The sequence below is a fragment of the Nocardia sp. NPDC020380 genome (assembly GCF_044386975.1).
GTDB lineage: Bacteria > Actinomycetota > Actinomycetes > Mycobacteriales > Mycobacteriaceae > Nocardia.
In genome coordinates, this window is the sequence record NZ_JBIRVQ010000004.1 from 527,083 (window position 1) to 540,401 (window position 13,319).

General features: G+C 66.3%; 15 protein-coding genes and 1 pseudogene. 5 read left to right on the forward strand and 11 right to left on the reverse strand.

Going from position 1 to position 13,319, the window contains the following annotated elements:
* Positions 1–2: 2 nt before the first annotated feature.
* From ACH438_RS13220 to ACH438_RS13230, 3 genes are all read right to left on the reverse strand, one after another.
* Positions 3–1,952 (reverse strand): GMC family oxidoreductase, encoded by a 1,950-nt coding sequence (locus ACH438_RS13220; RefSeq protein ID WP_397004584.1) that lies wholly within the window; start codon positions 1,950–1,952, stop codon positions 3–5.
* 36 nt (positions 1,953–1,988) lie between these two features.
* A complete protein-coding gene (locus ACH438_RS13225) occupies positions 1,989–2,417 on the reverse strand; it encodes a nuclear transport factor 2 family protein (RefSeq protein WP_397004586.1) in 429 nt (142 codons plus the stop codon).
* Positions 2,418–2,515: 98 nt separating this feature from the next.
* Positions 2,516–3,127 (reverse strand): TetR family transcriptional regulator, encoded by a 612-nt coding sequence (locus ACH438_RS13230; RefSeq protein ID WP_397004588.1) that lies wholly within the window; start codon positions 3,125–3,127, stop codon positions 2,516–2,518.
* Between the two features lie 103 nt (positions 3,128–3,230).
* Between ACH438_RS13230 and ACH438_RS13235 the strand changes: the two genes are divergently transcribed.
* A complete protein-coding gene (locus ACH438_RS13235) occupies positions 3,231–3,995 on the forward strand; it encodes an acyl-CoA thioesterase domain-containing protein (RefSeq protein WP_397004590.1) in 765 nt (254 codons plus the stop codon).
* Positions 3,996–4,002: 7 nt separating this feature from the next.
* Here ACH438_RS13235 and ACH438_RS13240 read toward each other — a convergent pair whose 3' ends face one another.
* Entirely contained in the window at positions 4,003–4,917 is a 915-nt protein-coding gene (locus tag ACH438_RS13240; protein WP_397004592.1) for a class I SAM-dependent methyltransferase, read from the reverse strand.
* A 489-nt stretch (positions 4,918–5,406) separates the two neighbouring features.
* Between ACH438_RS13240 and ACH438_RS13245 the strand changes: the two are divergent.
* Positions 5,407–5,748, forward strand: a pseudogene (locus tag ACH438_RS13245) (SDR family oxidoreductase); the annotation flags it as partial.
* Positions 5,749–5,808: 60 nt separating this feature from the next.
* Here ACH438_RS13245 and ACH438_RS13250 read toward each other — a convergent pair.
* Genes ACH438_RS13250 through ACH438_RS13260 form a run of 3 tightly spaced genes read right to left on the reverse strand, consistent with a single transcriptional unit; the run spans position 5,809 to position 8,121 of the window.
* Positions 5,809–6,579, reverse strand: coding sequence for an SDR family NAD(P)-dependent oxidoreductase (locus ACH438_RS13250; RefSeq protein ID WP_397004594.1), 771 nt, complete (start codon positions 6,577–6,579; stop codon positions 5,809–5,811).
* A gap of 46 nt (positions 6,580–6,625) precedes the next feature.
* Positions 6,626–7,465 carry a helix-turn-helix domain-containing protein gene (locus ACH438_RS13255; protein WP_397004596.1) on the reverse strand — a complete coding sequence of 280 codons (840 nt, stop codon included), beginning with the start codon at positions 7,463–7,465 and terminating at the stop codon, positions 6,626–6,628.
* Positions 7,465–8,121: a TetR/AcrR family transcriptional regulator gene (locus ACH438_RS13260; protein ID WP_397004598.1), complete on the reverse strand. Its 657-nt coding sequence runs from the start codon at positions 8,119–8,121 to the stop codon at positions 7,465–7,467. The genes ACH438_RS13255 and ACH438_RS13260 overlap by 1 nt, the downstream gene beginning before the upstream one ends.
* 90 nt (positions 8,122–8,211) lie before the next feature.
* Here ACH438_RS13260 and ACH438_RS13265 point away from each other — a divergent pair, with 90 nt between their 5' ends.
* Positions 8,212–9,714, forward strand: a complete 1,503-nt coding sequence (locus ACH438_RS13265) for an MFS transporter (protein WP_397004600.1) — start codon at positions 8,212–8,214, stop codon at positions 9,712–9,714.
* Between the two features lie 179 nt (positions 9,715–9,893).
* Positions 9,894–10,277 (forward strand): VOC family protein, encoded by a 384-nt coding sequence (locus ACH438_RS13270; protein WP_397004602.1) that lies wholly within the window; start codon positions 9,894–9,896, stop codon positions 10,275–10,277.
* 136 nt (positions 10,278–10,413) lie between these two features.
* Here ACH438_RS13270 and ACH438_RS13275 read toward each other — a convergent pair whose 3' ends face one another.
* Entirely contained in the window at positions 10,414–10,899 is a 486-nt protein-coding gene (locus tag ACH438_RS13275; protein WP_397004604.1) for an alpha/beta fold hydrolase, read from the reverse strand.
* A 24-nt stretch (positions 10,900–10,923) separates the two neighbouring features.
* Here ACH438_RS13275 and ACH438_RS13280 point away from each other — a divergent pair, with 24 nt between their 5' ends.
* On the forward strand, positions 10,924–11,196 hold the full coding sequence (locus ACH438_RS13280; protein ID WP_397004606.1) for a hypothetical protein: 273 nt from the start codon (positions 10,924–10,926) through the stop codon (positions 11,194–11,196).
* Between the two features lie 8 nt (positions 11,197–11,204).
* Here the strand turns inward: ACH438_RS13280 and ACH438_RS13285 are convergent, their stop codons facing one another.
* From ACH438_RS13285 to ACH438_RS13295, 3 genes are read right to left on the reverse strand one after another with little or no spacing between them, the layout of a single operon-like run.
* Positions 11,205–11,756 (reverse strand): GNAT family N-acetyltransferase, encoded by a 552-nt coding sequence (locus tag ACH438_RS13285; protein ID WP_397004608.1) that lies wholly within the window; start codon positions 11,754–11,756, stop codon positions 11,205–11,207.
* Between the two features lie 6 nt (positions 11,757–11,762).
* Positions 11,763–12,410, reverse strand: coding sequence for an NUDIX hydrolase (locus ACH438_RS13290; RefSeq protein ID WP_397004610.1), 648 nt, complete (start codon positions 12,408–12,410; stop codon positions 11,763–11,765).
* Between the two features lie 59 nt (positions 12,411–12,469).
* Positions 12,470–13,234: a class I SAM-dependent methyltransferase gene (locus ACH438_RS13295; RefSeq protein WP_397004612.1), complete on the reverse strand. Its 765-nt coding sequence runs from the start codon at positions 13,232–13,234 to the stop codon at positions 12,470–12,472.
* Positions 13,235–13,319: the final 85 nt, after the last annotated feature.

The window sequence follows — 13,319 nt, forward strand, 5'->3', positions numbered from 1 at the left end:
GCTCAGGCGAGACGTGCTGCCAGCCGTGTGGCGTTCATGTAGGCGATGGCCTCGATACTGACCATCGGGTTGACGCCCGAGGCGGTCGGGAAGCACGAGCCGTCCGCCACCACGATATTCGGCACATCCCAGGTCACGCCGTCGGGATTGGTGGCCGAATCCGCTGCCGAGCCGCCCATGCGCGCCGAGCCCATGATGTGCAGTGCGCCCATCGAACAGCGGCCGGGAGCGTAACCGGCCTCGGCGCAGGCGTACACGAAATCCTCGTGTGAGCCGCGCTTACCGGGTTCGTAGGTAGGGCCCGCCTGATGTCCGGAGTAGATGCGGTTCGCTCCGGCGGCCTCCAGAATGCTTGCCGCGCCGCCGATTCCGGTGTGCAGGTGGGCGGCATCGCGCGCCGAGAGCCGGTAGCGGACCACGGCGTCACCCTTGCGATCGGTTTCCACCGTGCCGTGATCGCGATCCCTGGTGATGACGCCGACGGCCACCGTGTTCGCCAGTCCGGCCATGTTCTCGCGATGCGACGCCGAACCGGTCCAGGATTGGAAGCCCACCGACATGCCGGGAGTCATCGGGCCGGTCTCGTAGATGACGCCGTAGCCATCGCCGTCCAGATCGCGATGCTCCTTGGAGTAGCGGGTCTGCATGCCGCCCTCCCAGGGGCGGATCTCCTCGTCGAAGACACCGAAAACCGCGGTGGCGGGGTGCAATCGGAGGAAATTACCGATATTGCGATTGGCCAGGCCGGAGCGGCGCAGCAACGCCGGGGTCTGGATCGCGCCGGCCGCGACCACCACGGCGCGCGCGTGCACCCACACCGAATGACCATCGGTGGTGCGTGCCTCGACACCGGTAGCCTGACCATTGCTGATCTGGATGCGCCGCACATCGGTGCCGACCAGGAGGCGCGCGCCGTTCGCGGCGGCATCGGCGAGCCAGGTCTTTGCCACCGACTGCTTGGCGCCCAGCCGGCAGCCGAAACCGCAACGCCCGCATTCGACTCCAGCGTCACAGTTTGTGACATTCCGGGGCAACGGATCGACATGCCAGCCGAGCTCGCGCAGGCCCCGCTCGAGCATTTCGTCGCGCTTGGCGGCCGGCGAATGATCGAAGTTCACGCCGAGGCGGGCGACCACGGCATCCAGCGCATCGGTGTATTCCTGCTCGGCGAACTGCCTTGCGCCGAGGCCTGCCCATTCCGCGCGCACATCGTCGGGAGTACGGAAGGAGGTGGTCCAGTTGACGACCGTGCCGCCGCCCAAACATGTTCCGGCGACCAGGCCCATTTGTCCTTCGGCGGTGGCGGCGGGGCCCGGGGCGTAGAGGTTGAGGAAGCCGTCCTTCTCGCCCGTGCCGAAGTCCGGATCGTCGTAGTAGCCGCCGCGTTCCAGGACGACCACATCCAGTCCGGCCTCGGCGAGAACCGCCGCGGCCGTCCCGCCGCCCGCGCCGGAACCGATCACGACCACATCGCACACGATCGTGGTGTCGGCGGCCGGGCGCTCGGGGCTCAACCCGCGCTGGGCGTCCGCGAGGGGGCCGAAGGCGGGTGGAATGCCGATGCGCTCCCAGACCGGATTCGCGCCCGTCGGGCCCGGGGTCAGATAGTAGGAGGTGACCGCCGCGCCCTTCAGCGCTTGGAACAGGGCTCGCTTCTTCTCGATTCGCGAATTCGCCAGGCCCAGCAGCAGCCGCTCGCGGTCCTCCTGGGTCAGCGCCGAGAACTTCCGGAAGCCGGCGCCGTTGAGCAATCCGAACATTCGCGTGTTCCACACCCGCATCAGCAGGTCGAACTGCTGCCGCTCGGCCGCCCGCGGATTGCGATCGAGCAGCTCCTGCACGGTGTCGGCGACACCCAACTCCGAGGCGGACAGCAGATCGCCCCCGTCCCCAGGCGTGAAAGTGTCACAAACCAATTCGAGAACGGCACGGCGCGCCGCGAGTGAAGCCATGCCGCCATCATGCGGCAAGGTGGGGCACCTGTCTTCTCAATCCTTCACAAGGGCCCACTTCCAGTGCTGGGTGTCGGCGTATTCGCGCATCTCGGCGATTCTGCCGTCGCGGATCACGAAGACCGCACTGTTCTTCTGGTCGTAGGGCCGCCCGGTCTTGCCCCGGCCCCACGAATCCCACTCCGCGAACACCTGCTGACCCTCGCCGAAGAGATTCGTGACTCGCAGACCGACCGCGTAATCCGGGTCGAAGTGGTCGAAGGCGGTGGCCAGGAAGCCGTCGAGCACCTGATCACGGCCCTCCCAGCGGCCCGAGATCGGCAGTTCGCCGCCGTACCAGCAGCTTCCGTCCTCGGCCCAGGAATCCCGGATGGTGTCCTGATCGCCGGCCGCCAGCGCCTCGAAGTAGCGCTTGACGACGGCCTTGGGAGCGAGGGTGGTCTGGGCGGTGAGTTCGGTGATCATGTCGCGCCTTCCGTCGTTGTGCTGCTGACGGATTCGAGTCAACCGCCTCCGGCGGCCTCGATCGAGCCTCGATCCGCACTCGGAGTGATCGCGGATCCTTATCGTTGCTGGTCCGGGTTGGTCAGCAAGCCGATCAAGCGCTGGACCTGTGGGACGTAGCGGGATTCGAAGTCCGGATGCGTGGGCGGGACGCCGAAGAGGCGTTCCACCAAGGCCGGCATGGTGACCGCGACGGTGACCATGCCGGTAATGGCGAGCAGGACGGCCGCTTCGTCCAGATCCGGTGGGAGTTCACCCCGTTCCTTGCGCGCTTGAAGGCTCTGCAGGGCGCGTGCGGTAGGCGGAGTGGTCTCGGAGCTGTCGCGTTCATCCCAGTAGGACAAGCGGGTTGCGCGTGGATCGGCCAGGACCTGCCGCAAGTAGCGGACTGCCACCTCCGCAAGGGGACGCTCATCGTCGGTGAGACCTTGTTCGTGCGTTCGACCTTGCTGCAGGACCTCCGCGTACAGGCCGTCCTTACCGCCGAAGTAGTAGCTGATCAGCTGTTTGTCCACGCCCGCGCGCGACGCGATCTCCTGCACCCGCGCGCCGGAAAGTCCCTTGGCCGCGAAGATCTCGCTCGCCGCCTCCAGGAGTTGCGCCCGGGTGCGGTCGGCGTCGCGCCGGCGGGTGTCCGGACCGGGTGCACGGCGTGCCGCTGAACCGCTCATAGAACTATCCTCCGTCCTATGGACAGTATCCACCAAATGGTGGATAGTCGGACCCGTGGTCGGATTTTTTACAGCGGAAAACGGGTACTACCGCGCAACCGCAATGGCACTCAGCCCCTGGGCGCCGAACCAGCTCGGCGGCACCGGCGTCTGCGGACTGCTCGCACACGAACTCGAAACCCACTCCCCCGGAGCCGGATTCGTGCCCGCGCGATTCACGGTCGACCTGTTCCGTCCCGTACTCGACGAGCCGATCCGGCTTTCCAGCGAGGTGGTGCGCGACGGAAGCCGTGTCCGGGTAGTGGATGCGTCCATCGTGCAGCGCGACAGTGTGCGAGCCCGCGCCAGCGTGATGTACCTGCCGGCCACGCAAGATCCGCCGGGCGAGGTCTGGCAGCCGGAACGCCAATTGCCCGCCCCCACAGAACCATTGGGCATCCCCGGCGGCTGCCCACCCCTCTTCAAATCGGGCGACGAAGACTGGACCGGCGACTTCGGCTCCGGCCAGAACAATCAGCGCAAAGCCGCCTGGCACAACCTCCCCCCACTGATCGACGGCGAACCCATCACCCCCTTCCAGCGCGCCGCCTTCGTAGCCGACGCCACCAGCCTGGTCTGCAACTGGGGAACCGAAGGCGTCGGCTACATCAACAGCGACGTCACCCTGACCCTCACCCGCCTCCCCGAAGGCCCCGAACTGGGCCTGCTGGCCCAAGACCAGGTCTCCTCCAACGGCATAGTCGTAGGCACCGCCCTCATGTACGACCGCACCGGCCCCCTCGGCACGTCGATCATCACCGGCCTCGCCAACGCCCGCCGCCAAGTAGACCTGGCCGCCTTCGCCGCCTCCCGCTCCTTCGCGGAGTAAGCCGCTTCTACTTAGCGGCCTCACCGAGAGCGCCGCTGACGTAGAGCATGTCGCCCATCCGCATCTCATCGCCCTTCAGAGACGTAAACCCATTGGCAGCGAACAGATCCCGAACGCTGACCCCATCCAGCACCCAGCCACGTTCGCTCAGATACGGCCCCGCCTCGTTACGCTCACCGAAATAGCGCAGCCGCGCCATATCCGGTGCGTAACCGTGCGCACTCCATTGTTCCGAGATGCGGTCCAGCCCTTCCTTCGTCCTGCCCTCATCGCCCGGTTGCGGATTGGGCCTGCTCTCGGTAGCCACCCGACTCCCCGGCGCGCTGAGTTCGGTGATGTTGTCCAACAACTCATCCTGTGCCTCAGGCGGCAAATATCCCAACAGCCCTTCAGCACTCCACGCGGTCGCCCGCCCCGGATCGAACCCAGCCCTACGCAGCACCTCGGGCCAATCATCACGCAGATCGACCGCAGCCACGCGCCGCTCAGCGGTAGGCGCCGCCCCCAGCTCGGCCAACGTGCGCGTCTTGAACTCCACAACCTCCGGCTGATCAACCTCATACACGACAGTCCCTGCCGCCCAAGGCAACCGATACGCGCGAGAATCCAACCCCGAAGCCAGAATCACGGCTTGCCGGATACCCGCGTTCGTGGCGTCAAGGAAGAACTCGTCATAAAACTTGGTGCGCACCACAGCCATATCGATCCATAGCTGCTCGACGGTATCGGCCACCTCGCCACTCGCCAGCCGAGTGAGGAATTCAATACCGACCGCCCGCACAAGTGCCTCGGCAAACCGATCATCAATCAGCCGCCCCTCCCCCCGACTCGCCACCGCCCGCACCGCCGCAGCCATAGTCGCAGTCGCCCCCACCCCAGACGCCGCATCCCACGTATCCCCCTCACGCCTACCGGAAGTCATGTCCTCCCTCATCCGTTATTGAGCGCCGCAAGCAGCCCATCAGCATCGGCGACGTCATAGAACACGAACACCGGTGACCGTTTCCCCGCAGTGATTTCGTCAGAAGCCATCCACGACCGTCCGCACTCCCCGATAGCCACACTGACATGCCGCCCATCGCGCCGGTACCGAATCGACATCGGCAAGCTGCGCAACGGCACCTCACGCAAGGTCCGAGTCCCCCTCGGCAATCAACGCGCGCCCGTCAGTGACGGCGTAGACGGTCCGCCGCCTGACCCGCCCTTTGAGGAATAGCTTGCCGACAATCGGGTAAGCACCGCCACACACCATCGGCACCCCAGCCACCAAGGGAATCAGCACCCCGGAGGCAATCATCCACGCCAGGAACGCAATCCACCCCACAACCCACGCCACATGAAGCGGAACCATGACCCCATCAGCCGGCGCAAACCGAACGTCAGGGTCCGGCCCGCCAACCCACAGCACCCGCTGATCTTTCTCGGGTCGGCGGTGGGGATGCTCGGGACGCCGGGGCAGGCCAATTACGGCGCGTCGAAGGCTGGGTTGATCGGGCTTGCGCGGTCGATCACCAGGGAGCTCGGGTCACGCTCGATCACTGCCAATGTGGTTGCGCCTGGGTTCATCGATACCGATATGACTCGCGCGCTCGATGAGAAGTACCGCGACCTTGCGCCCGAGGCCATTCCGATGGGACGCATCGGTCATTCTGACGAAGTTGCCGCTGCCATAAGCTTTCTCGCGTCTGATGAGTCCAGTTATATCTCCGGCGCCGTCATTCCTGTCGATGGCGGGCTGGGGATGGGGCATTGACCGGCTCGCCCCCCTTCGGCGAACCGGTCACGCCTCAGCCGGCGAACCGGGTCGGCACTGTCAGCGCTTGAAGCGCTGGCCTGCCGCGAGCTGTGCGGTGACCTTCTCCATGCCCATGCGGCGTTGGACAGCGGCCGACATGGTGGGGGCGATCCCGCCGGCCAGGGTCGCCAGGCGTAAACCGAGTGGGGCGACGTCGATCTCGGCGAGGTTGTTCTCGATGGCTCGGATGGTGGCTCGGGCGACGTCTTGCGGGGAGCGGGTGCCGACGCCTGGCGGCAGTGTCGCGCCGGAGTCGGCGAACATTCCGGCGTCGGTGATGCAGCCGGGGAACACGGTGGAGACGCCCACGTTGTGTGGCCGCATGTCCTCGCGGAGTGCGAGAGCGAAACCTCGTAGGCCGAACTTGGTTGCGTTGTACAGGGATGCCTGTGCGGAGGCGGCTTTTCCGGACAGCGAGGAGATGAAGACCAAGTGACCTCGGCGGCGGGCGGCCATCCGTTCGGCGGTGAGCTTTGCCATGATGATCGGCGCGCGGAGGTTGACGTCGAGGGCGCGGTCGATCTCGTCGATGGAGTAGTCGGTCAGCAGGCCTGTGGCCGGGAGCGCCGCGTTGGCTACGAGCACGTCGATTTCGCCTGCCTCGTTCAGGAGTTTCTCGATCGCCTCCGGGTCGGTCAGGTCGGCGGGAATGGCTCGGCCGCCCAGCTTTTCGGCCAGCGGCTCGAGCAGGTCGATCCGGCGGCCGGTGAGAGTCATCCGGCCGCCGCGCGCGGCGAGCTCCGCCGCGAGCACCTGCCCGATTCCGCCGGTTGCCCCTGTTACCAACACATTCGCACCGGACACGTAAGAGCACATGCCCTTACTCTGACCGTCGCTATGGTTGCAGATCTTGTACGAATGTTCCCGCACGGGAAAACGCGGTATGGGTCGCTGCGAATCCCCGGTGGCGCGTGAGCGTCACCGGAGTCGCGCCGCTGAACGCCAGTACATCCCGGTGCAGATGGGATTGGTCGACGTAGCCGCACTCCGCGGAGACCCGCGCCGGGCTTCGGCCTGCGGCCAGGCAGTGGGCTGCGTGATCGAAGCGCACCAGTTTCGTCGCACGCTTGGGCGCAAGGCCCACCTGCGACCGGAACCTGCCCCACAACCGTTTCCGGCTCCAGCCGATCTCGACCGCCAGATCCTCGACCCGGAGCCGACCACGGCTGCGCGTGATTCTCTGCCAGGCCCAGGCCACTTCGGGATCCATCGGAGGTCCCGCCGTGCGCCGACGGGCGAGAAACGCCTCCGTCAAGGTGAATCGCTCGCCCCACGAAGCGGCGGCGCCCAGTTGCTCCCGGAGCCGTTCCGCATCTCGGCCCCACAGATCATCAAGGGCGACCATAGGATTCAGCTCCGCCGGACGGGCACCCAGCACAGCGGGCGCGATCACGGGAGACAACCGCACCTCCACGCACCCGATGTTGCTCCCGCGCAACCGAACTGCGCCCGCTCCGAGCCCGGCGGCGAGACTTCCCCGCTCGATCCGCCCCGCCGCATCGTCGACCACCAGCGAACTATCGCCGAATTCGAGAATCACAGTGACGGCAGGATGCGGGACCACCCGCTCCTCGATCGAACCCGAATTCCGTTGGCGGAATCCTGCCATGCTCACACCGGCCATCCGCCCGGCTCGTACGGGCTGAGCGATGTCCCAGGATGCAGCGGGCGACATCAGTCCAGGCGACCGTAGATGAGGCGCAGTATCGCCTCGGCGAGATCGTTGATGCCTTGTGCCACATCACCATTGGATGCCGCGGAGAGTTGAGAGAGGCGGCCGTCGCGCATCAGGGTGATGAGGTCGGCGAGGGTCGCCGAATCGATGCCTTCGGGGGCCAGGCCCGCGGCACGGTCGCGATCGATCTTGGCGGCGAGGGCGCTGGTGAAACGGGTTTGGATGCTGGCGATGAACTCCGTCAGCGGCGGGTAGGTGCTGTCGTAGCCCTCCAGGGAACACGCCAGGATCGTGCTGTTGTAGTGCCAGATCTCGGCCGCACCGGCGAGCTGGGTGTGCAGAAGTTCGCGCTGCTGGCCGGTGGAGGGAAGCCAGACGTGGGTTTCGGCGTAGCGGTCGCTCACGTCTTCCATCAGGCGGGCCAGCACCGCTTGTTTGGAGGGGAAGTAGAAGTAGAAGCTCGTGCGTGAGATGCCGGTCGCATTGGTGATGTCGTCGACGGTCAGGGTCGCCATCGACTTCTCGGTCAGCAGGGTGCGGGTCGCGTCGAGGATCTGGGCTTCGCGCTGATCACCTTTGGACATGGTGCCGCGGCGGCGGATTCCCTCTGTCGTGTCGCGGGTCTGGTTCACCTTGCGTACACCTTTTTGCACCATGACCACACCATAGAGCGATTTCCATTCCCGTAGTGGACGTGGCGTCTATCATAATCGACACTATGTCGATTCCAGCGTAGGGTCCTGCTAATGACCTCCTCGCTTGGGAGTCGGCGTACCTCCTCGCCGACCGCGATCGTGCTGACCATGGCCAGCACCGTGTTTCTTCTGGCAATGGCTCAGACGCTGCCCGTGCCCGCACTGCCGCAGATCGGCCTGCAGCTCGGAGTCTCGGCGACGACCGTCGGATGGGTGACCACCGCGACCATGCTGGCCGCTTCGGCGTTCACGCCGCTGCTCGGGCGACTGGGCGACGTGTACGGCCACAAGCCCGTCATATTGGCGACGCTGGTGGTGACGCTGGCGGGCAGCCTGATCGCCGCCTCGGCGCACAGCATCGATCTGCTGATCGTCGGCCGGGCCCTGCAAGGCGCCAGCTTCGGCCTGTTCCCGCTGGCCATCAGCGTGCTGCGCCACGAACTTCCGGTCGAGCGCCTCACCGGCGCGCTGGCCGTCACCGCCTCCACCCTGGGTGTGGGCAGCGGTGTCGCCCTGGTGGCGACCGGTCTGCTGACGCAGGGTGGCGCGGACTACCGTCGCATCTTCTGGCTGTGCGTGGTGCTGACCGCGCTGGTGCTGGTACTGGCGTTCGCCATCCTGCCGCGGCGCGCGGGCCAGGGTGGACGGGTCGATTACGTGGGCGCCGCGGTGCTCGGCCTCGGCCTGGTCTGCTTGCTGCTGCCGATTTCCCAAGGGCACGAATGGGGTTGGGGCAGCGCGAAGGTGATCGGACTGTTCGTGGCCTCGGCCGTCGTGCTGGCCGGATTCCTGCTGCTGCAGTCCAAGCTGAAGGAGCCGCTGGTGGCGACCTCGCTGCTGGCGCATCGCCCGGTCGCGGTGACCAACCTCGCCAGCTTCTGCGTCGGTTTCGCGATGTTCAGCGTGTTCCTCGGCGCGACCTACTTCGTGGCGACGCCGCGGGCACTGGCCGGCTTCGGATTCGACGCCTCGGTGCTGCGCACCAGCGTGGCCTTCATGCTGCCGGGCGCCATCGCCTCGGTGCTGATGGGCCCGATCGCCGGCCGTCTGGTCGGGCGGATCGGCCCGCGTTTCGTGCTGCTGCTCGCCAGCGTCATCGGCCTGTGCGCCCTGACCGCCCTGGCACTGCTGCACGCCAACAGCACCGAAGTTGTCATCGCACTGATCATCGGCAATGCCGCGATCGCCATCGCCTACGCGGCCATGCCCGCACTGCTCGTCGCCAATGTGGCGCCGCACGAGACCGGCATCGCCAACTCGATCAACTCGATCATGCGAACCGTGGGCGGCGCCATCGGCAGCGCTCTGGTGGTCACGATCCTCACCAGCGACACCCTCGCCCACGCCCTGCCCAACGGTGCGGTCGTCGCCCTGCCGGCCGAAGGCGCGTACCGCATAGCGTTCCTCACGGGCGCAGCCTTCTTCGCGGTGGCGGCACTGCTGGCCGGATTCGGCCTCGGCAAGAGCGGACGCCGCCTGACCCAGCACGAGGTCGAGGAAGACAGCGCCCTGGCAAGCGCCGGCGAATTCGCCACGGTGTCCACCAGCCTCTGAGCTTCAGGCGAGATCACCTAGGCCCGTTGGCCTTTCGACGACCCGCGCTGTCCACCCGGACAGCGCGGGTCGCGCTGTTTCGGGATACGACAATGCAGATCTGGCAGCTGCCTGTCACGTTTCGCCGGGCCGGACGGTCGAGAGAGTGAAGCCCGACAACGATACGAAATGAGAAGACAATGGCTTTCCAGGTGACAACCATCATGCTCGCCGTCGAGGATATGGAACGGTCCAAGAAGTTCTACCTCGGGCTGGGTGCCCGGCTCGGGCAGGACCACCCGCACTTCGCCTCATTCGAGTTGGCCGGTGGTTCCGGCCTCGGCATCTACCCCGTCGCAGCGGCCGCCGCCGATGCCGGAGTCTCGCCGGAGGGCAGCGGCTTCCGTGGCGTGTCCTTCCATCACATCACCGATACCGCCGAGCAGGTGGACGCTGTGATCACCGCCGCGGTCGACGCCGGTGGCGCGATCGTCAAACCTGCGGCCGCGGCCAAGTGGGGTGGGTACTTCGGGTACATCGCCGATCCGGACGGCCACCTCTGGAAGATCGCTTCCAACGCCTGAGCGAGTTGCCTGCGACGGAAGATCGACGACCGAAAACCATTCGAGCCATCGGTCTTCCGCGCGGCCGCATCGATAGCCCTCTATGGTTCCGACCGGTCGCGGCCGGTGCCGCCGGCGGCCCGGATCGGGTGTGGGGTTATCGGGTGAGCAGTTTCCGGAGGCTGGCCAGGACGTAGTCGTGGTTTTCGTCGAGGACCCAGTGGTCGGCGCCGGGGACTACGTCGGCGGTGACATTGGCGGCCACCCGGGACATCATGGTGCCCACGGACGCGCCCATGCTGTCCTCACCGCCGAGGGCCAGGATCGGGACGGTGAGCTTGCCGTCCTTGGCGATCATGGCGTCGATGGCCTTGTCGCCGATCGGCTTCTGGCGGTAGTACTCCAAGCCGGCGTGGGTGCGGCCGGGCTTGCTGTAGGCGGCGATGTAGGCATCGCTTTCGGCCTTGTCGATCGCGCCGCCTTTGGCCGCCTGGTAGAACGAGCCGTAGAAGGCGGATTCCTTGCCGGCGATCAGCTGTTCGGCGAGCTGGTCCTTCGGTCCGAGGGCCATCCAGTCGAACCAGACGAATTCCGGATGCGCCGCGGCGAACTTGCCGTTCAGATGCTGGGCGAGCGCGTGCACGTCGGTTGCGAGTTGCCCAGCGCGATGACGGATCCGTTCTTCGCGATCATGGCGCGTGGCCAGCTCGGGAGCGGGTATCGCGCGTGGACGAGCGCCGCGAGCATCGACTTCATCACTCCGGGACGGGAACTGGTGACTGCCTCGATGTTTCTTCCGGCCGATCAGGTTGCGGCGATCCGGGACACCACGAGCAATGGCGGTAAGTCGATCACCACGCACACCACCGAAATCGTCTCCGGTCAAGGAATTCTGGTTGCTCGGGCTACTCAGCAGTTGTATGTGCGCCGGGTTGTCTAGCGCAGTCTCTACGTCGACGGCGGATCGAGTTCGCACGTCATCCAGATCGAGTCACCGCGGTCGGCATCCGGGGTGACACGTCCGCTGTCATAGAAGCCGAGTTTCTCCAGCACCCGGAACGAGGCAGTGTTCCACTCCCGCACCGTCGCCCACAATCGCCGCCGGCCCGTCCGTGCCGCCGCCTCGACCACAGCCCGGCCTGCTTCGGTGGCGTACCCATGCCCGTGCGCCCGCTGAGCGAGCTCGTACGCGATCTCCGGTTCGTCGTAGGACCCCTGACCGACGATCAGCCCGCAATAGCCGATGAACTCGCCACTCTCCCGCAGCTCGATGGGAAGCAGGCCGAGGCCCGGTTCGGCACCGAGAGGTCGGGCCACCGCCCAGCCACGCAGGTCCTCGACTGTCGGATGTCCGGCCGCGTCGATCCTGCGGAGCGCTCGCACATCTCGCTCGACCCACAGCGAATGATGATCCTCCGCATCCGAGGGAAGCCAGGTCCGCAGCCGGAGTCGCTCGGTCAAGAGATTCGTGGGGAACTTCGTATAAGCCTTCTGCGTCATCCGTACTCACTCCCAAGCGAAACGGGGCTGGTCCCAGTGATCGACGCGGGTGGATCGGTGGCGTAGAGCCACTTCCCGGAATTGATAGAGGATCGCGGCGGTCGGAGCGTGCAGGTGCCCGCCCAGTAGCGGAAGCTGGATGGCAGGCCGATCGGAACCTGGGACAGGCACGAAAAGCGGTTCGACGTCGACATCCGCGAGTGGAATCCAGTGCACCTCAGCCACTTCGGCAGGATTCGGGGCAGGCTCGGGCGACCGACCGAGCCAGGCCACGACCGGAGTCATCACGTAACCGGACCTGGTCGGATAGTCGTCGAGCAGCCCGAGCACGCTCGAGCGGGGCACCGCGATGCCCAGCTCCTCGTCCAGCTCACGCAATGCCGCTGCTTCCGCGTCCTCCCCCGGATCGAGCTTCCCGCCCGGCAAGGCCAGCTGCCCGGCGTGGGCGCGCAATCCCGAGGACCGCTCGGTCAGCCAAATACCCTGTTCCCCATCACGATCGACTATCGCGATCAGCACTGCGGCAGGCTTACGGCCATCAGGATCAACGGCCCGGCGCGAGAAGGCTTCCAATGCGTCGGCCATCTCGCGCCGCAGCTGGTCAGCGGGCGCTCCACTCCAGCGGTAACCGCTACTGTCCTCGTCGACCGGCATGAGCCGAACCTAATTCGCGCCGACACCCACCGTCAACGCCCCTCGGCAAACCGCGGAAGTCAGTCGGTTTGCAGGACGAAGAACAGGAAGGCCAGAAAGCTTGTGCCTGCTACTTCACGGAATTCGTCGGGGAACAGATCACGAGCGGCTGGGGCCGGGGGCGGTTCGCTGATCGTGTTGATGCGGAACCCAGCCGCGGTGAAGGCGTCGGTCATCGCGTGCAGCGGCCGATCCCAGAAGGTCAGCTGAGCGGTCTGACCACCCATGTTCCACTTTTCGGTCCGATTGCGGGTCTTGAAGTAGTCGGTCTTTTCACCAGCCGACCGCTCGGCTAGCCAAATGGCGAAGGGGTGCTCGACCGACGCGATCAGCCGGCCGCCAGGAACCAGCACGCGACGCAACTCGGCGAGGGTCGGCCCCCAGTCTTCCAAGTAATGCAGCACCAGCGAGGCGACAATATCGTCGAATGTGTTGTCGGGGAACGGCAGTGGATCGGCCAGGTCGGCGACTCGCAAGTCCGCATCGGAGCCGAGCCGCCGCCGCGCCAACTCCAGCATCCCGGCACTCGCATCGATCCCGGTCACGACGGCCCCCCGCTCGCGCAGCGCGGCGGACAACGGGCCCGCCCCGCACCCGGCATCGAGTATGCGCCGGCCCGCCACTTCACCCGCAAGCTCCAACATTGCGGGCCGTTCGTAATACGCGTTCAAAAGACCGGTCTCGTTCTCGGCCGTATATCCCTCGGCGATGCTGTCATAGTCGTACGCGCGGGCCGCATCAGCGGCAATCGCTCGACCTTCTGGAACCGGAGTCATACACCCCATCCTGACACGCCGAGCGTGCGTGCTTGAAAAGCGCAGAACCGACCCCTATCCCCGGAATCGTCTACAGCAGAGCGTATCTCGCCAT